This is a genomic window from Teretinema zuelzerae (assembly GCF_021021555.1).
GTDB lineage: Bacteria > Spirochaetota > Spirochaetia > Treponematales > Treponemataceae > Teretinema > Teretinema zuelzerae.
In genome coordinates, this window is the sequence record NZ_JAINWA010000003.1 from 763,703 (window position 1) to 783,573 (window position 19,871).

14 protein-coding genes are annotated in these 19,871 nt (G+C 46.6%); 4 read left to right on the forward strand and 10 right to left on the reverse strand.

What is annotated here, in order from left to right:
- Window positions 1-32: 32 nt before the first annotated feature.
- A complete protein-coding gene (locus tag K7J14_RS10705; RefSeq protein WP_230756038.1) occupies window positions 33-2,627 on the reverse strand; it encodes a DEAD/DEAH box helicase in 2,595 nt (864 codons plus the stop codon).
- A gap of 3 nt (window positions 2,628-2,630) precedes the next feature.
- Window positions 2,631-4,205 carry a site-specific DNA-methyltransferase gene (locus K7J14_RS10710; protein ID WP_230756040.1) on the reverse strand — a complete coding sequence of 525 codons (1,575 nt, stop codon included), beginning with the start codon at window positions 4,203-4,205 and terminating at the stop codon, window positions 2,631-2,633.
- A gap of 213 nt (window positions 4,206-4,418) precedes the next feature.
- Between K7J14_RS10710 and K7J14_RS10715 the strand changes: the two genes are divergently transcribed.
- A complete protein-coding gene (locus K7J14_RS10715) occupies window positions 4,419-5,270 on the forward strand; it encodes a sce7726 family protein (protein WP_230756042.1) in 852 nt (283 codons plus the stop codon).
- Window positions 5,271-5,281: 11 nt separating this feature from the next.
- The gene (locus K7J14_RS10720) at window positions 5,282-6,205 is read left to right on the forward strand and encodes a sce7725 family protein (RefSeq protein WP_230756043.1); all 924 of its coding nucleotides are present in this window, start codon (window positions 5,282-5,284) and stop codon (window positions 6,203-6,205) included.
- A 59-nt stretch (window positions 6,206-6,264) separates the two neighbouring features.
- On the opposite strand, the gene K7J14_RS10725 is transcribed toward K7J14_RS10720, so the two are convergent.
- Together K7J14_RS10725 and K7J14_RS10730 are read right to left on the reverse strand one after the other, a co-directional pair.
- Window positions 6,265-7,692: a UvrD-helicase domain-containing protein gene (locus K7J14_RS10725; RefSeq protein WP_230756045.1), complete on the reverse strand. Its 1,428-nt coding sequence runs from the start codon at window positions 7,690-7,692 to the stop codon at window positions 6,265-6,267.
- On the reverse strand, window positions 7,685-9,391 hold the full coding sequence (locus K7J14_RS10730; RefSeq protein ID WP_230756047.1) for an ATP-dependent nuclease: 1,707 nt from the start codon (window positions 9,389-9,391) through the stop codon (window positions 7,685-7,687). The genes K7J14_RS10725 and K7J14_RS10730 overlap by 8 nt, the downstream gene beginning before the upstream one ends.
- A 176-nt stretch (window positions 9,392-9,567) precedes the next feature.
- Here K7J14_RS10730 and K7J14_RS10735 point away from each other — a divergent pair, with 176 nt between their 5' ends.
- Window positions 9,568-10,728 carry an IS4 family transposase gene (locus tag K7J14_RS10735; protein WP_230756049.1) on the forward strand — a complete coding sequence of 387 codons (1,161 nt, stop codon included), beginning with the start codon at window positions 9,568-9,570 and terminating at the stop codon, window positions 10,726-10,728.
- Window positions 10,729-11,009: 281 nt separating this feature from the next.
- On the opposite strand, the gene K7J14_RS10740 is transcribed toward K7J14_RS10735, so the two are convergent.
- From K7J14_RS10740 to K7J14_RS10755, 4 genes are all read right to left on the reverse strand, one after another.
- Window positions 11,010-11,744, reverse strand: a complete 735-nt coding sequence (locus K7J14_RS10740; RefSeq protein WP_230756051.1) for a hypothetical protein — start codon at window positions 11,742-11,744, stop codon at window positions 11,010-11,012.
- A gap of 151 nt (window positions 11,745-11,895) precedes the next feature.
- Complete coding sequence (locus K7J14_RS10745) at window positions 11,896-12,609, reverse strand: hypothetical protein (protein ID WP_230756052.1); 714 nt, start codon at window positions 12,607-12,609, stop codon at window positions 11,896-11,898.
- Window positions 12,610-12,785: 176 nt separating this feature from the next.
- Window positions 12,786-15,494 (reverse strand): heavy metal translocating P-type ATPase, encoded by a 2,709-nt coding sequence (locus K7J14_RS10750; RefSeq protein ID WP_230756054.1) that lies wholly within the window; start codon window positions 15,492-15,494, stop codon window positions 12,786-12,788.
- A 35-nt stretch (window positions 15,495-15,529) separates the two neighbouring features.
- The gene (locus K7J14_RS10755) at window positions 15,530-16,981 is read right to left on the reverse strand and encodes an urease accessory protein UreH domain-containing protein (protein ID WP_230756056.1); all 1,452 of its coding nucleotides are present in this window, start codon (window positions 16,979-16,981) and stop codon (window positions 15,530-15,532) included.
- Window positions 16,982-17,180: 199 nt separating this feature from the next.
- Between K7J14_RS10755 and K7J14_RS10760 the strand changes: the two genes are divergently transcribed.
- Window positions 17,181-17,654, forward strand: coding sequence for a DUF2318 domain-containing protein (locus tag K7J14_RS10760; protein WP_230756058.1), 474 nt, complete (start codon window positions 17,181-17,183; stop codon window positions 17,652-17,654).
- A gap of 12 nt (window positions 17,655-17,666) precedes the next feature.
- Here the strand turns inward: K7J14_RS10760 and K7J14_RS10765 are convergent, their stop codons facing one another.
- A complete protein-coding gene (locus tag K7J14_RS10765; protein ID WP_230756060.1) occupies window positions 17,667-19,091 on the reverse strand; it encodes a sensor histidine kinase in 1,425 nt (474 codons plus the stop codon).
- Window positions 19,088-19,780 (reverse strand): response regulator transcription factor, encoded by a 693-nt coding sequence (locus K7J14_RS10770; RefSeq protein ID WP_230756062.1) that lies wholly within the window; start codon window positions 19,778-19,780, stop codon window positions 19,088-19,090. Before K7J14_RS10770 ends, K7J14_RS10765 begins: the two co-directional genes overlap by 4 nt.
- Window positions 19,781-19,871: the final 91 nt, after the last annotated feature.

Here is a 19,871-nt window from a genome sequence, read left to right on the forward strand (position 1 = left end):
GGGTATATCAATACTTCATTTCCAGTAAAAAACTACAGCTCTTTAATAACACCCATAAAATCATCCATCTTGAGAGCACCATCTATAAGTTTTTGATCAAAAACCATAAAATATTTATAGTTTCGACCGGCTGCCGCTTGCCATGCTTTGCCTAGTTTAAGCTTTTGTTCGGAATCTGAGTTGTCTCGATCATCGCCTTTGGTTTCCATGAGAATAATATTCCCCCGAGTAGTGACGATGATAAAATCGGGAAAATGATTAATCCATCCATTCAGCCAAAATCCCTTCCGCTCGATGTTGCGATGCCAGAAAAGGATGTTGTCAAGATTTGCGACTTCATTGATAACACGAAGTTCGAAATTATTCGGCTTATCCTCTTCGAGATACAGGCTCTTCGGGAGACCTGCTTTGGTATCAAGCGGTCCGATAGTCTTTGGGAACGTCCAGCTTTCATAAGCGTAAATACGATTTGCGGAAATCGCGCGGTCAAATTGCGTTTGCCCGTAAGCGGCGGAAAGTTGATCGATCTGAAGTTTCAGCTTTGATGCGAAGATGTATGGATTCTGTTTGACGGTTTCGAGCTGATCGGGGTTGAGAGCCGAGAATACCTTGAGTACGTATTCTTTGAGTTCTGCGTCCGAGACATGATCGAAACGCGATAATTGTGGATAGATTTTTGCAAAAAGTTCGCGCTGTTGATCCTTGGGGGAAAGCGTGTTCAGGAACTTTGCGAACGCCTCAAGTTCCTTTGTTGCTAAGCGCGTATACTCAGGCGTAGATTCTCCGAGTTCGTAGGATGCGAGATCGACGCTATAGGCTTCCGCCGAAGTGCCGTCCATCGACAGGTTTACCGCCTGGCGGGAAAGCTTGAAGTCCTTGAGAAAGGACGATTTGGTGATGATTTTTCTGCTTTCGTCCCCATCGTTGAAAAGGCCTGCGTCTATGTCTTCAAAGAATTGCGGGATACTGATAGATGCAGCTTTTTCGCGATATTGCGGTTTTATTTCGTACATATCATATGCTCCCTGTAGATCAAAGGGAACCGCGAGCGAGGGATTCTCTTTTGACTGTTCTATTACTTCATTCATCGCGGCTTCGGATTCTAGAGCGATATTCTCTATATCCGCCACAACCTGTGCGGCGTTTTGTTCTGCGGTATTTGGAGTAGGTGGAGTAATCGAATCGATCACGTCTGCCATTGCCAGTTCGCGAGTAGCTTTCGCAGGAGGAGGCGTTTCCTGTGTCTGCTCAATGGTTTGGCCATCCTTGATACGGTAATCGTTCTTGGAAAAACCGGCATGATTGAGGCCGGAAACGATGTTGTCGAGGGTATCAAGAAAGGCTGAAGACGATGTGAGTACATAGGACATGTTGAGCATCGCTTTCTTGTGCGAGCGGACATACGGCTGCCGGAGAATGCGGCCGAGAATCTGCTCGACATCGACCGGGCTTGTCCGATTTGCGACCGTCGCGAGGATGTAGGCGAAGGGACAGTCCCAGCCTTCTTTGAGGGCGTTGACCGTAATAATATACTTGATCGGGCAGGCGCGATCTTCAAGTGTGATATTCTTGAGCTCGTTCACGTCCGCTGTTTTGATGGCAATCGATTCCTTCGGAATACCGAAGTCAACGAGCTTGTCCTTGAGTTTCGAGAAGGTGAGAGTATCGTCTTTTGATTTTGGTTCCGCCTGGAACAGAACGATCGGCCTGATATACGAGCCGCCGCTCGCTTCTTCCTCATCGGCGAGCCGCTGAAGGTTTTCGCGCAGGGCGATAGCGTTTGCGATGACTTCCGTCGAGTCATGATTGTTATAGACGACGACGGGGAGTTTGACCATCTGCTCTTTCTTTAGAGCGAGCGCGTCAACGTAGCTTATGATATTGCTCGTGTCGCGCGGGGTCGCGGTGAGTTCGAGGATAAAGCCCGGATTGAGATTTTCCAGCATATCGATGCTCAGTGCCGAGCCTGCATTGTGGCTCTCGTCGACGACGATCATTGGCGTCAGCGTGTTCAGAACTTGAGCGAGAGATGTTGGATCGGCGTTGGCGATAGCCTTGTTGATCGTATACAGATTGGCAAAGGTACTCAGGTTTCCGTTTTCCTGATATACCTTTCTACCTTCTTTGTTCTGTGCGCGGAAAGAGTCGAAACTCAACACGATTACCGAAAGCAGCGAGCGGACGGCCTCAGGCGAAAAGCCCGTTCCTGAAAGCGCCTCGTCCTTTGAAAGGATTTGCACTCGCCCCTGAAAAAGCGCGTCGAGCTTCATCCGGTAGGGATGTTCGGGATTACGGAAGTTCTTGATTGTCTGGTCAAGGATGGTTAGCGACGGAACGAGCCACACTACGACTTTTGGCGACGCTGGACGCGCCTGAAAATATCGATGGATCCCGTGAACGCCCAGAAGGGTTTTCCCTCCTGCGGTCGGGACTTTGAGGCAGACTGACGGAACGCCTTTGATGATCTCGCGGAAGGCCTTCAGAGATCGGGTTCCCGTTCCGACGCGGATTTGTCGGTCTCGCCAGTAGTCATTAAATGCGTTCGTCATTGAAGGCGACTTATTCAGGTGGACGAGGAAATCGTCAAGATCGGCAAGGACTGTTTTCTGATATTTTTTAAGTTCCATTTTTTAATACCTCGATATGTCACGCGGGATTTTCTTGAACGTAATATTCCGCGATTTCAGATATTCGGAATCTATGGTGCATGAGTCGGCATAGATGACATACTGCTCATCCTTATCCCTGACGGTTTTCAGAAAGTCGAAGTCAAGAACGGTTTCTTGACCCTTGATGTAGTAGAAATAATACGAAACGCCAAAAGCAGATCCGAGATGGAATTTATTCTTGAGCTTTTTCGCGGGCAATGCAGACTTCGTTTCGGCATACCAGATATATTGCCTGAGTGCTTCGTCTTCTACTTCAGGATTGAGTGCGCCTTCTGCGGTGAATACTGCAGGGCCAAGCGTGAGATACGAGAACCCACCACCGGTCCCGGGAACTTCCTTGCCTTCTGCTCCATACCCATTGATAACGCGGCGAACACGCTCCGCCGTGATAGTTTCGGCATAATCTTCCATCTCGATCATGATGAACTTACGATGCCCGCCGTCTTCCTGATTGAGCTTGAGCACGGCATGGGCCGTAGTGCCAGAACCGGAGAAGGAATCAAGGATGATGGAGTCGGGATCATCAAGTAATTGAATTATTCTTGTTGCGAGTTGAATTGGCTTAGGTGTTTCGAAAGCTTTATTACCTCCAAAAAGTAACTTTAATTCTGCACTTGCATTTCGCGTACTACCACCAAAGTTGTAGGGCCACCACGTTTGGTTAACAACACCTTGTTTCACTTCTGATAGAAACTTCTTTTCCATCGGAAATTTTGCATCTCCACTTTTACCCCACCATATTCTGTTTTCATTCTCAAGTCGTTTCATTTCGTCAGGAGGTCGCCGCCAACTACTTCCTTGCGGCGGATAGACAGAATCACCAACTTTGTTTTTTATTGTATAGAAGTCTCGTTCACGATACTCAACTCGTGTTAATGGGGTTGGTAGCCAATTCCCTCTTGGGTCATTATCCGGATTGATATATGTGCTTAGTTGTTTTTCATCTCGTGTCAAAAGAGTAAGTTCACATAACTCGCTTTTTCTGTATAAAAGAATATGATTATGGGTTTCTGCAATACCGGAGGAATTATTGCCTGGAGTATCCTTTGATTGCCAGACAATATTTGCCAAGAAATTATTGATTCCAAAGATTTCATCACAGATCAATTTCAAATGTGCATGTTCCACGTCATCTATACTTATACTTATTGCTCCATCTTCTCGAAGCAATTTTTGCAACAGTTTGAGTCTCGGGTACATCATGCAAAGCCACTTGTCATGACGGGAAAGGTCTTCACCTTCTTTACCGACGACTTCGCCGAGCCATTTCTTGATCTTGGGATCGTTGACGTTGTCATTATAAACCCAGCCTTCGTTGCCGGTGTTGTAGGGAGGATCGATATAGATGAGCTTTACCTTGCCTTCGTACTGTGGAAGAAGGGCTTTCAATGCTTCGAGGTTGTCCCCGTGGATTATAAGATTATCTTTCGTGGCTTCCGCGTCGCCGAAGGAATATGAAGGCACAAGCGTGCGAAACGGCACGTCCAGATGGTGATTTATGACTTTATCTTTACCGATCCAGTTCAAAGTGGGCATGAAAAGGGCTCCATGGGTGATTTTGCTACGATTTAGTCTATTGTATCTTGAAAAAGGGGTGTTTACAAGAAATTTGAAGAAAATGGCTAAAGCAAACCCTAGTTTTAAGACGAAAATCAGGTTGTAATGAAGGATTTTGTAATAAAAAACGCATAAAAATCTTCCATAATTGAGACCGAATCTGTAGTATAATGCTCTTTAAGAGGGGTTTATATGGGAAATAACAACACATCTGTATTAAATCGTGTTTTTTCCCGAAACACTTTATCCGCAATTTTAGCGGGCAAAGAAGAAAATCCTTACGCTATAGCAGTTCGTCGATATGTCGATGACCCACAGGGGAAAAAAAACAGGCAAATAATCAGTGAAATATATCGCGTCCTGAATGAAGACCATCGCAATGAATATTTCTATAAAAACTCGTTACTGAATAACCTATTATTGCATGATCCGCATCATAATCTTAGGAACACCATCGCTTTGACTGAAATACCTGTTGGCCGATCTAAAGTCGATCTAGTTCTAATTAATGGGCTGGCTCATGTATACGAGATCAAAACAGAATTGGATAATTTTGATCGACTGGATTCGCAAATCAGCAATTACTACAAGGCCTTTGACCATGTCAGTGTCGTGACTTGCCAAGAAAACGTTGAAAAGCTTTTATCAATATTATCTGGAACTCATACAGGCATCGTTGTTCTTCAATCAGACTCGACCCTGGTTACCGTGAAGCCATCTGTAGAAGAACAATCTCAACTTGACCACGTCACAATGTTCAAGATTCTGCGCAAACAAGAATACTCGAATATTATTATGCAAGAATTCAAATCGCTTCCGGATGTCTCACAATTTGAATATTTTACTGCCTACAAACAACTTTTCTGTCAGATAGACATTAACAAAGCGTATCGTTTATTTCTCAGTGAGCTAAAGAAACGTAGCACAATTACTGAAGAGAAGTATTTTATGATACCTGACGAATTGAAGTCTTTGGTTTATTTTTCGAAATTAAAAGTAACCGATTTCGAAAAAATTGAGAGGTTCCTTCATTCCTATTTCTAAAGGAGAAGACTATGTATTATCCGTATCTCCGTGGGCGACAATATGAGTTAATTGCACTTAGAGAGATGTTGGAACATGATTTACTCGGTACAAATATCATACCGATCATCGAACCCGTTAAAGCCTCATCGACGCTAATTTCTACACTAGAAAGCTTTGTTGAAAAAAAGAAAGAGGTCATAGTTATTCAGAATCCAATGGCAGGGTCGTTTTCATCAGAAATTAGTCGAAAAGCGCCGTATAAAGAAAAATATGAGAAACAATCAAACGATGCGAATATTATTCCGGCGTTTCTTGTTGAACCTAAATCTGCCAACTTGCTTGGGCCTTTTGTCGAAAAAGAAACTAAGGACACACTATTAATTAGTAATGATATAGACACGTTGCCTTTCTTAAAATCACTTCAGAATAGCCCCCGAATAACCGCATTCGTAATCCCAGATGAGAGTACCTTCCGCAAAAATATCAGCGCAAACAAAATATCACTTGGAGATCATTTTAAAAAGCGAGTAAAAAATAGTTTGTATTCTGAGATAACAGATGAGTTCTTTACTCACGATCATCTTTCTTTTAGAGAAGATGGATATTCTGGTTACTCGGATTTTTCCATTATTGGCGATGATTATACCGAGAATGGATTTGCACCGTATGCTGTTGCGATTCACATGGTCTATTTTGACATGGAGAAGAACTTACGCGTTCATCACTTCGTTTCAGATACGAATGGTGATATTTACGACACCGCTGGAAAGTTTGCAGAGGCTTTGTTCAAGCTAGTCGAGTTTGATGAACTCGAAACCTGTAATACTTATGCTATTCGCATTTTCCGTGAATTATACGAGGGGCAGGAATATCCAGGCTTGGGAACAGTAAAGAAACTTGCGATAATGCATCATCTTGAATTGATAAAACAGTATTTTGATAATGTAAACTAAATTATTGTTTGCTGTTTGTCTGGCTACCAGCATAAGTTTTTTTTGGATATGATCGAAAATTACGGTATAGCAGTTTTTGTTGTTATTATAGTCAACGACTTAGAAGCTCTTGTTAGAGCAACATATAAGTTTTTTTCATCTGCAATTCCTGTGTCGATATAAATTGCATGATCATATTCGAGCCCTTTTACTAGTAGTGTGGTTCCGATTAATCGTGGAAATTTTAAAGGACGCCCAGATCGACGAAAGATTGCTTGATATGATTCATTAGCTTCTACGAATGTCCTTATTGATTTTGCTGACATAAGATCTAAAACACACATGAAGCGATTGAATAAATCACGTCGGTATACTTTGCAATCTGGTGTGTTTTTAAGTAATTTAAAAAAATCCCGCAGTGTGGTACTACAGGAGGAATTTATAAAGTTGTTTACATATTGTGTAAGTTCTGGAGATTTACTTTTTTTTGTGATCGTGGCGATCTCTCCTCGGATGGTTCCGGCCGCAAGAACCTTATCAATACCTGTAAAGCATTTCTTTGAAAAATCAATAATTTGCAAGACTTTAGCTTGATTTGAGATAGTTGTATCAAGTTTTTGAAATATTTTCTTTAGTTCATTGCACTCGACTTCCTCTATTGACGAGAATACACCGCCTAATGATCTAGCAAGATTGTGCCCGGAATTCTTTGATCGTTGATCACCAGAATAAATAACAATATAAGAACCCGTTTTCTGTAACGCTCCATAAAACAGCCGATTTTTTTGGGGATCTGAATATGATGACATCGAAATAGGCATCACTTTAACTTGCGGTGGTAATCCCCGAGAGAGATCAATTTTTCTATGAGCTTCAAGATTTTTCCTAGCTGTTATTAACCATTCAGCAAATTCAGTCGAATGTGCATTCTCCCATCGCCATGGTTTATCCAGTTTTCCTAAACAACGAAAGTTTGGGTATATATCACTTTCCCAGTCAACCGATTCGTCTGCAAAACTAAAGATTCCTTGCAATGGATCACCAAGAACCCTACACGGTAGAAGATTTGCGAGAAATAATAAAACAGAATGCTGTTGTTTTGAGCAGTCCTGATATTCATCAACATACACACCATTATAAGATTCTTGAATTATCTGTTGAATGAATATTTTGCGAAGCAAATATTCAGTAGAATCATAAAGTTTGTTCCACTCTGTTGAAGACGAAGGATTGAGGATATCCCATTGACTGGATTTGGGGTATGCAAGGCAAAATCGTAATGACCAACTCGCAATCGTATCTATTTCATATAAGGAATGATCAACGTTAAGCATTGCCATTTTATTACGCAAGGAATATACTCCTGCATAGGTATGCGTCAAAACAAGTTGCCGTTCTTTTGCTAGTTTAACCGCCATTGCAATTAGGTGAGTCTTGCCATAGCCAGCAGGCGCGATAACGTATCCATTTGTTCGACAGTCTGCAAGCGTTTTCGCCAATTCACTCATCGTTTAGAATCCATGTTTTGAGTTGTTTCATTTTGTCATACAAATCGCATGAAGAATAATCCTGAGAATCAAATAATTCTGATATTGTTAAAAATAATATCGATGCATTAGTAATATTCTTGAACCACTTTTTTTTATTTGCCACTTCCCCAATTAGTTTTCGCAAGTCCTGTGATTCTGGCCACTCTGAGTGCTGCTTGTCCAGGGTTCCGGGAAACACAGATAAAAGCTGTTCGCGTGCAGGTATACCAAGACCATTAATAGCAAAATCAAGGCAGGAAAGGACATAATTCCATGGTATGTCTAACATTATACGTTCCTCAATGGAGACATTCCCAGCCCAAACAAAAGTTGAAATTGATAAAGCTTTTAGTTCTGCACAGTCATAATCGGATAACTGGTCTTGAGCATCCGAATCCGCAAACACCGCGACTTCATATCCTAATTGTTTGAACACTTGTGCCGTTTTTTTTACTTTCCCTCCACCATTAGCATCTACCAATGCTACACCGAAATAAGCAAATGGATCAAAAGCTTTAGTTACCAAATAATCATCAAAGCCTCGCAGAAAACCAACTTCCGTGGCGCCTTCGCACACAATTACTTTTTTACTTAGAAAAGCTTCTGCATTTGCTCGAATCTTTCCTTGAATTTCAAGTTCGCGTAGTTGGTTATCGTTAGCAGATTGTATCGTAACTTCGCCATTATAATTGTGGACAATATATAGTTCATCAATTGTTAACTCGCGGAGTACAATTGGAGAATGAGTTGTTATGAAGTACTGCCCTGATTTATCATTTCGGATACACTTAATCAGACGAGATATTCTATTTGGTTCTAACCCATATTCAATTTCATCAATAAGAGTTATATGCCCGTTTTCGAGATTTTGTTGTTGAATACCACATAGCACTAGTCTGCGAGAACCCAATCCCAGCAATCGCAAAGGGATGTCCTTGTCATGTAACGCAATTCCTCCGACTTTCAGATTAATTGAGCTTATATCTAATTGTGCCTTATATGTTTCTGATACATGTACACCAAAATGTCGTGCAGCGACTTCTGCTTTTTTTGCAGCATGGTCAAAACCAGTAAGAACAGATCGATTCATATCAAAGGTTTGTTTCGCTTCACGTGCAGCCGAAACGAGAGATTCATCAATATTATCTGCTTCCGTTATTCGAGCAATTGCTGAACCTGATGACCATGACAATTGCCTCTCCGAAAAAGCTCCAATAATTCCAACGCAAGCCTTAATACGATCACTCGTCTTAAATTCAATACCATCTGGATTACGAGAATTAACTACAATCCATTTAGGTTCCAAGGCATTACTTACAGATAGCCTGATGGTGAGAACAATTTCAAGGGAATCATCTGGTTCATCGAATACCTTTTTTTCTTTTTTATTCCAACCACGAAGCATAAGTCCGTACTTCAAATCTGAAATGAACTCCGGAATGATTTCACCAATTGTTAATTCAATACAAAGTTCTTTAGTTACATCATTATTGAAGAAGTCTGAATCAAAAATAGAAAGATTCCAATTAGGATACAAACAGTATCGTATAGCCTCTAATATTGTCGATTTTGATGAATCCCCTTTACCGACCAAACAAAATACTGAATCAGCTGGTAACCCCCATTCAAAATGATTGACCCCTCGAAAGTTACTAATACTTATATATCGGATTTTCATTTTTTACCCTCGGTTGCTACAATTTTACACCCGGTTAATAAAAAGCAAAGGAATATATGCTCAATCTTAGACAATTTTCCACTGCTGTCCAAGATAAATAGAACTATTTTAAAAACCCGATTTCCGTGATACAGTTTTGTTACCACACAAACCTTTACCACAAAAGGAAATCGGGTATGAATAACTATAACACACTTTTTGGACAGCTTCTATCACAAGTTAAGAGACCTGAATTTGATAAACTGTGCAAAACGATGGAATCAGACAAATTCCGAAAAGATTTCAATACATGGGATCAATTCGTTGTCATGGCCTTTGCGCAAATAACTAGACAAAACGGCCTGCGTAGTATTCAAAATGCAATGAATTGCCAAAAAAAATCTTTTTACCATCTCGGCCTGAACAAAGAAATAAAACGATCAACGATTTCATACGCAAATAAAAATCACGGCTCCGAGTTTTTCGAGTCCTTGTATTATCAATTATTTTCAACGCTTGAGCGCGGCGCACGTAAGTTGACGGAAAAGAAACTGTATGCCGTAGATGCAACCACAATCGGATTTTCTCTGAATGATTTCCCATGGGCGAAATTCAGATCGACAAAAAGCGGTGTTAAGATCCATGTGAAATATGACGTTGGCGAATCAGTTCCGGAATATTTGTTCATTACTAATGCAGAAGAGCATGAGAACAATACGCTTGGAAAAATGAATCTTAAGAAAGGCGATATTGTTACCTTTGATAAGGGATACAATAACTACGCTCAGTTTTCTGATTTTTGTGATAACGGTGTCTATTTCGTTACCAGACTTAAAGATAATGCCTCTTACAAAGTAATTAAACGAAGAAAAACGCATACCACAAAGATATCGAGCAACCATATCATTCAGTTTACCGGCCAGGTTGCAAAAAGCAAATGCCCAAATGAACTCAGGCGTATTCGGACCGTTGATAATGAGACTGGAAGCGCAATTATTTTACTTACGAACATGATAAGCTGCAGCGCGGAAAAGGTTGCTGAAATATACCGAAAGCGTTGGCACATAGAACTCTTTTTCAAAACTATTAAGCAAAACCTGAAAATAAAACGTTTTTATGGAACCTCTGAGAATGCGGTAAAAACGCAGATTTGGATTGCTATGATCGTTTACCTTTTGTATATAATGCTCAAAAAATCGACAGGCAGTATAACGAAATGCTTCACACATTTTATTTCGGAAATCTCTGTTTCATTATTCCAACGTATTGATTTGAACCTTTGGTTTGCCGGGTCGTCGCCGCCAGTTTCTGTTCACGCTCCAGATGTCAGTTGTATGCAATTTGAGTTTTGTCTATGAAATTATCTTGGACAGCAGTGAAATGGCATTTCTAATTTAATGGAACCCGATCGCTCAAAATAGATGGCGAACTGATTTAAAGCCAATCACAAATCGGCATCGCCCATTTTACCTCAAACCAATCAGCGGTAGATTTCTTGGATAATCCATTCGCGGTCATATACAGCTCAGCGTGCCGATCTGAACCGGGTCGGTTGACATGCTCGGGGTGATGGATACAAGCAATCGACATATCCATCCCCTTATTTCAATTTGGAAGAATCTTACGGTTGATGAGCCTATTATTTCTTTCCTCCGCCCATCATGCCGCCGCGATTTCCATTCATCATGCCGCCTTGATAACCGCCCATCATACCACGGTCGAATCCCGAGAACTCATACGTTTTTCCCTTAATCGTTGCCTTGGTCACCGAGAAGTATGGCTGACCGTTGGCGTTCGTTGATGAAAACTCATAGCCTTCAAGTTTAAGGGTCGAACCGGCTCTAATATCATTATTATAGGCGTAGTAATAAAAATTCGGAAAATCTAGTATATATACGGTGGTTCCGGATTTAATAGCGGGTTCATCATTCACAAACGAGAGTTTCCCTTCCAGCGTCTTTTTTGTTGCCGCAGTCTGTAATCCGGGTGCACCCCACATCATGCCAAATCGACCCATACCCCACATACCGCCCATCGTAACGCCGTTGAGTCCACCTTTCAGGAGGTATTGCTGTCCCAGATCGGTATGGAATGCATTGAGCTGCGCCGAACCATCGCCACCGAGCATCTTGTCCATCCTGTCATGCATATCGCTATTGCCGATTATTTCTCCCATCACGGCATCGCCCAGTTCTTCCAATACGCCCGGATCAACCTTATCAACGGTGACTTGGTCTAAAGTCGTTACATTTTGTTGCTTTTCGATATCACCAACGATCGTGTCCAGAGAGCGAGGTTCAGCCATTCCCATTTGAGCGAATATGCCTATCCCGAGGCCCAATGAAAGGAATATAACCAGAATTCCCTTTTTCATACAAACTCCTTCTCCGTAGAACGGATATACCTCAAGTATATGATTTAAGGATGAATAGCAAAACATTCATGAAAGGTTTGGAATGAATTTGTCACGCCCCGAGACGACGATTGTCGTACCAAAAGCGTGACACGTATAGATGTTTCGAACTTTACTTCAAGTTGAAGGGTTTCAGGAGTTTGTCCACCTGAATGGTCTTTCCTGCATCATCTTTGGTCTCGACCTTTGCGAAAACCCAGCCTTCGATTTTTGAGGGATCAAGGCCGGCGGCAATAAAGGGCTCCGGATTCAGGACAAACACGATATCCTTATCATTTGTTGACAGATCCTTAGCCCACTCGAACATGTTTCCGTTTCCGAGTTTAACTCCATAGTGATCGAGCTTTTCATGATAGCCGACCCGGGTCCGCTGGAATTTCACGATTTCCGCGAAAGTGGCGCCGAGAGACTTCTTCGCGTCAGGAGCAGCCTTGTCCGAGCCAAGTTCGAAATGAATCATGAACTCGCCGTCCTCAATCTCATATTTAATTCCGTCAACGGCGGGCAGCTTGGCGATATCAAGGCCCGCGGCGATAAACGGCGCGGCGTCAAAGACAAACTCAGCGTCGGGTTTGTCAAGATCCGCACCCGAGGCGTTGTTCCGCGAAAAATCCGACGAGAACAGAACCTGATCGCCGTTCGGGGAAGCGAGACTCCAGGCATAATCCTCCTCAGACCATGCGACGCGCTGGTCAGAGGCCGCAATGACGGCTGCGAAGGATGTGTTCGCGACCTTGGCGACAACATCGGTTGAATTACAACCGGCGAGAGCGACGGCGGCAAATAATGCCGAGCCGATCAACATAATGACTTTGGCAATTTTCATATTGAACTCCTTTCGGTCTCAAAGGACCATTAAATAAAACGAAATTATTAACCTTCCTCTGTCGGCACGCGCACAACAGAATAATCCAATATACCTGCTCCTGCTCTACGGTTTTATCATACCTCCTCTATAGAAAAAACCTGAAGATCGGCTAGCGTCACAATACAACACAGCAATCAGCCAATAATCCGGGAAACCCGATATCCAGCCGTTGTCACCACATGAGTAAGCACGACATCATTGAGATTCGAACCCTGAACCAAAGCGCTTTGTCTCGAAAGATTGACGTCGACGCTTTCAACTCCAGGGACATCACTGAGGGCAGACTCAACTTTCATAGTGCAATGACCGCAGCTCATTCCCTCGATCATCAGCATTTTTTTGGCAGATGCCGGTTTTGTTTCATCCTTTTTTTGCGCGCTTGCCGGAACAACAGCAAACGCGGGCTTGAATCTCTTAAGCCGTAGCGCATTCGTCAGTACGGAAACGGAGCTGAGCGACATCGCGATCGCGGCAAAAATTGGATTGAGAAGCGGTCCACCGAATATGTGGAGAAGACCAGCCGCTATCGGAATGCCAAGCACGTTGTACGCGAATGCCCAGAAAAGATTCTGCTTGATATTCCGGATGACGCTCTTCGAAAGCTTGATAGCCGTCGGAACGTCCATGAGGTCGCTCCTCATGAGGACGATGGACGCGCTTTCCATGGCGACGTCTGTTCCGGAACCAATCGCGATGCCGACGTCTGCCTGCGCGAGCGCGGGAGCGTCGTTGATGCCGTCGCCGACCATCGCGACCCGCTTTCCCTCTTTCTGTATCTTGGCGACTTCGGCAGCCTTGTCCTGCGGCAATACCTCGGCGAGGACGCGGTCGATGCCGACCTGCCTTGCGATTGCCTCAGCTGTCTTTCGGGAATCGCCGGTAATCATGATGGTTTCGATGCCCATATCGCGCAGTGCCTTGATAGCCCTTGCGCTTGATTCTTTGACGACATCGGCAACGGCGATAATTCCGGCGTAAGAACCGTTGATCGCGATATGCATCGGCGTCTTGCCCTCCTCGGCGTAGGCGTCTGCCATGGAGGCATTAACCGTGATCCGGTTTACATCCATATGCTTGACGTTGCCGAGCAGGATTTCCTTTCCTTCCACCGTCGCCTTTATTCCATGACCGGGAATCGCCTCGAATGCCGCCGCCTGATATCTTTTATCAGTCCGCGCATCGGCTGCCTTCACGATCGACTCTCCGAGCGGATGCTCGGAGCCGCGTTCAGCAGCAGCCGCCAGGGCGAGAATCTCCGTCTCCTCAAAACCGTTCTCGGTATGGATATCCGTCATTTCTGGCTGGCCCTTGGTGATCGTTCCGGTCTTGTCGAATACGATCGTTTTTATAGTGTGCGCGGTCTCCAGGGCCTCGCCCGACTTGATGAGCACTCCATACTCAGCCCCCTTACCGGTGCCGACCATGATGGCGGTTGGGGTGGCAAGTCCGAGCGCGCAGGGACACGCAATGGTAAGAATCGCGACGAACACGGTCAGGGCGAACACTACGCTGGCCCCGAAGAACAGCCACAGTCCCGCCGACGCAATCGCGATTACGAAAACGATCGGGACGAAATAGCCTGAGACGATGTCGGCCATCGCGGCAATCGGCGCCTTCGATCCCTGGGCATCCTCCACCAGCTTGATGATGCGCGAGAGAACCGTATCGGCTCCCACTTTTGACACGCGGAACGTGATTGAGCCGTTCTTGTTGATCGAGGCGCCTATCACCCTGTCTCCCGGTCCTTTTTCAACGGGCATGCTTTCGCCGGTAATCATTGACTCGTCAATCGAGGTGCGCCCGGAAACGATATCGCCGTCAACGGGTATCTTTTCCCCGGGGCGAACCATCACCGCATCGCCGACCTCGACTTCCTCAATCGGAATTTCTATTTCAGCGCCGTTCTGAATGACAGTCGCGGTTTTAGGCTGAAGCCCCATGAGCTTTTTGATGGATTCCGACGTCTTTCCCTTGGAAATGGCCTCGAGCGTCTTCCCCAGCAGTATGAGGGTTATGATAATGCCGGCTGTCTCGAAATAGAGGCTCTCGACCATTTTGAAGTTTCCGTTGGCTATACTGACCGCTCCGTAAAGGCTATAGATCACCGCGGCAGAGGTTCCCATCGCGATGAGCGAATCCATGTTCGGCGCGCGGTGGATAATAGCCCGGAATCCGACGAGATAGAACCGATAGCCGGCGGCCAATACGGGTATCACGAGGGCGATTTCGATCAATGCGTAGCGCAGCGGATAGTTCATCGCGTTCATGAAGGAGGGAAGCGGCCAGCCGAGCATCGCGCCCATGGCGACGTAGAATAGCGGGACGGCAAAGGCTGCGGAAACCGCAAACTTCGCCTTGAGCGTCTTTATTTCGCGCTCCTTCTCTTCCTTGTGCGCGTCTACGGAAGCGCCCGATTCGATCGCCAGCGGCCGGTAACCGGCATTCGTGATCGCCTGCTTAATCTCGGATAGCCGTACCGCATCGGGATCATAGGTAATTGAAGCCCTTTCGGTCGCGAGATTGACGCTGACGTTTTTCACTCCCGAAACTTTCTTGAGCGCACGCTCTATCGCGGCGGAACAGGAAGCGCAGGTCATGCCGCCGACCGGTATGACGACCTGTTTGTCGACAACGTCATCGACTGCCTCGTAACCCGCTTTTGAGACAGCAGCCTTTATGGCATTCACGTCTACGGCCCCCTCATCGTAGGTCACCGAGAGTTTCTCGGTCGAGAAATTCACCGAGGCATCGGCTATGCCGGGCAGTTTCTTGACGGCCCGCTCGGAAGCCTGCGCGCACGCGGCGCAAGTCATTCCGTTTATCCGTAATTTTGTCGTTTGCATCTTGATGTATCTCCCTTTCTTCTTTTTCGTTTAGCTTACTGCGGCAGCGCGCAGCAGCCGCTTCCCCCCGGCAACGCCAGGGGTTCTTCCGGAAGGGTTGCGGACGGCTCGTTGCCGAGCGCGTCGGTCACCGTGATGGAGCTTCGAATCATGCCCATCCAGCAGCTGTACGCGACCCTTCCCGCCTTTGTCGGCGTAAACTCGATGACGTTATCCCCCGGAACGAGCTTTTTTCTCACATCGTACGCCGGAATCACGATTTCATTATTGCATCCATTAAGGTCCTCGGCTGAAATCCGAATCGTCCAGGTAAGCGGCAAGCCGGATTGAGCGGCAAACGGGACGTACTGACCGTTCCTGAACTCGGTAAGCACCGTCTGTTTCCCATCGGATACATCCGCCTTGATAAGCCTTGCCCTCGCGACATTACCCGTCGGTTCAAGGACAGCGGGCGAGGAAACCGTGATGGCCGGCAATGAAATTCCCGCCAGCGTTGCGGCCCGGGCGAAGGTTACGGCGCCAAGGAACATGACGAGGACGGCGCTCGCCTTTACCATAATCGGCACGAACTTTCGAGGCAGAAGCGTCGCGGTCAGGCCGAAGAGGAGCATCAGGGGAACCGTGCCCAGCGAGAAAACAAACATCGAAATCGCGCCGGCGAGAACGCTGCCCGTTCCTAGCGCATAGAGCTGCATAGTCTGGAGCGGCCCGCACGGCATGAGGCCATTCAGTATTCCGACGGCAAACGGTCCGCCTCGCCGCAGGCGGCGCGAGATCGCGCCCGCCGCCTTGCGAAGCGGGGCAGGTACGACTTTCCCGATTTGGGGGAATCCGCGGACAACCCCGAGCATTTTCAGGCCGAGGAGTATCATAAATGCGCCCGCGAGAGCCGCGATAATTCCCTTTGACGCGGATGAAAAATTAAATGTGGCTCCCAAAGCGCCAACGACAGCGCCTATGGAAGTGTATGACACGATGCGCCCGAGATTATAGAAGAGACCGGGGCGCAATCGGCGAAAACGCTCGCCCATCGATACGGAATTGGCCGCCGCTTCCGGACCTTGCATTCCGACGCTCTGCGAGAGCGCGATTCCGCCGCACATTGCGACGCAGTGGATGGACGTGAGCAATCCGATGACGAAAAGCATCGCGTATCCGACATTTGCGGTTATTTGCGGTATCGTGGAAAAAACGCCGCTTACGCTCGCAATCAAATACGCGGCAACGAGCAAAAGCCCGATTCCTAGGGCAATAGCCGTTGCTGCCTTGTTTTTCCGGCGAATCGGATATCCTATATTCTCGATGGCGTTTTCAATTCTCGATAAATCGATTTGATCCTCGTCATACTCGACGATTACCTGTCCGCTCTGAACGCGAGCCTCGGCGGAAAGGACACCGGATAACGCACGTAGCGTCTTTGTGATCCGTGACTCGCAGGCTCCGCACGTCATTCCATCGACATGCAGCATTATGCGTTTACTCTTCATCGCATGACCTCCAGCGCATTCCGCGCTTCATATGTCTCAGAGTATACGGCCCCTGTGTGAATCCATTGTGAACGCCATACGCTCATTGTGTGCGTTCGAGCACCAGTTTCTTGCGGCATTTCCCTGCTACACGTAAAAAGCATGAAGCGTTCACGGTGCGTTCATAGTCGTGTGATAAACATAGTGACAGGAGTCATATATGTCAAACAAGAATAATGCACGATGTATCGGCGTGTTGTTCAGCGCTTTTGCGCTGGCGTTTTCGGTGCAAACTGCGTTTGCGGAAACAAGCACGAAGAAAGCAGCCGATTGGGGTGTCGTAATCGACAAGAAAAAGGTTACGAATGTGGCCGCGTTCATTCCGTATACCGCTAACGGCACAAAGATGGAGCTTATTGCGATCAGGGCATCTGACGGAACGATCCGAACAGCCCTTAATACCTGTCAGGTCTGCTATAACTCGGGTCGAGGTTTTTACAAGCAGGAGGGCGACGTGTTCGTGTGCCAGAATTGCGGAAACAGATTCAAGGCCGATCAAATCGAGAAGATCAAGGGCGGCTGCAATCCTGTTCCGATCCTGAGTTCCGACAAGACAGACCTTGGTGATACCATAGGAATTTCAAAGTCATATCTTGAAAGCGTAACCCCCTACTTCGCACGATGGAAGAAATAAGCCGCTGGTCATTCATAGTCGCGGAAGCGACACGGTAAAAAGGGCGCCTCCTAAATCGGAGGCGTCAATTTCTATTGATCCTCCATGCGCTTTGACGATCTCGGACGCTATCGCGAGCCCTAACCCTCGCCCTCCTGATTCCGTCGATCGCGATTTATCGATCCGGTAAAAACGCTCGAATACGCGGGACCGCTCGCTGACGGCGATACCTGGACCGGAATCTCCCACGCTGAAACCGACGTTTTTATCGTCTTCATTCAATTCCTCAATGCGTATGGTTCCGCCCGCTGGCGTATATTTCATGGCGTTCGAAATAATATTATAGAGAACCTCGTCCAGCCGGAATTGATCGCCCCAAACTTCGTACGCTCTCGTGTCGCACTTCTTCAGAACGAGAGAGATTGATTTTTGCGCCGCGCTCGGTGCGAATAGCGTCATGGCTTTCGACGTCATCTCGTGAAGATTGACGGTGTCCCTTTCGAGCTTCAATTCGCCCGACTCGATGACTTCAAGCTCCCGCAAGGTATCGATGAGACGCGAAAGCCTGATCGTTTCTTCATGAACGGATTTCAGAGTCGAGACATCGAGCGGGTACACGCCATCAATCATACCCTCTATCATTCCGCGAATGAGCGTGACAGGGGTCCGTAGTTCATGCGCGGAATCGGCAATAACCTGCTTTTTTGCCGCATCGAGTCGCCTGATTTCGGCGGTCATTTCGTTGAATGAACGGGAGAGCTCCGCTATCTCGCTATCGCCATTTTCCGCAAGGGGGATATATACCTTTCCGTTCATGACGATCCGCGTGGCCTGCGCGAGGTTTGCAAGCGGTTTCGTGATCCGGGCGGCAAAAAGAATTCCGAGCAGTAGCGCGAGAAATGCGGCGATACTCGTAGAGAACGCGAGCGAGCGGGTAATATCTGAAAGAAACCGCTCGGAGACGCCGGTCAAAGAGGAATCGATCATTGATCCGACGAGCACGGTTCCTTCGCTTTTCGTATCGACGACAATCGGGATACCATGCGAGATATGCGTCCAGGGATGTACCGTGCCGATCAATTGTTTCGCCGTGTCGGCGACTATAACGCCGCGCGCGTCGACAATAACGATCCTGTCGGATAGGAGATCCATGAACGGCGTCGACGTATACGCGAGGATTCCGCCCTGATCGCGTGAACCATGCATTTTCGTATTGGCTATGTCGGAAAAAAGTCGGGGGAAATCCTCGAGGAATAGCTGCGCCTCGGTCCATGTGCCTTCAGCCTGATAATATTCCCCAAGCAGCCTGGCGTATACTTTCGCCTTCGCGGAATCGCCCGAGAAGACAAACGAGCGGAATAAAGTCTCGCTCGAATTCCGCACGAGATAAAAAGACAAGAGAGCGCCCAAGGCCGCAACCGCAAGGAAAGACAAGGTTAAGCGAAATTTGAGTTTCATTCGGTTTTTTCCATGAATCGGTATCCAGCCCCGCGCACGGTTTCGATGAACCGGGGATTGTCGCTGTTATCGTCCAGCGCTTTCCGGATATTCTTGATGTGCGCATCGATCGTGCGCTCGTAACCCTCAAAGGTCGCGCCCGACGATGCCTGCAAGAGTTCTAGTCGGTTCCAGACCCTACCGGGAGAGCGCATCATGAATACAAGTATATCCAATTGCGCCGTGGTCATTTCGATTGGCTTTCCGGCGACGGAGCAGATTCGTTTCTCGAGGTCGACCGATATGGCGCCGTAGACGACAGTCTTTATCGCCGATTCCGTTTTGCCTTCGCGTCGTCTCAGCACTGCTTTAACCCGCGCGACCAATTCCCGGGGACTGAACGGCTTCGAGACATAATCGTCTGCGCCGATTTCGAACCCGACTATGCGATCGATCTCGTCGGTTCGGGCGGTAAGGAAAATGATTGGAACGTCGGATGTTTTCCTGACTTCCTTCGCGACCGAAAGACCGTCGAGTTCCGGCATGTTGATATCGAGCAGCACGCAATCCGGCTTTTTCGTAATGATGTCCTCAAGCGCGTCCTTTCCGTTCAGTGCGCTGATTACGGTAAAACCGTCTGCCTTGAGATAATTTGCAATAAGATCGACGATTTTGGTCTCATCATCGGCTACGAGAACGGTCTTTTTCATATTTCCTCCGTGATTTTAGCCTATACTAAGTATATGAATGCCCGATGAATGGCATGCGCTTTTTATGCGTGGATTCGTATTTATACACTTA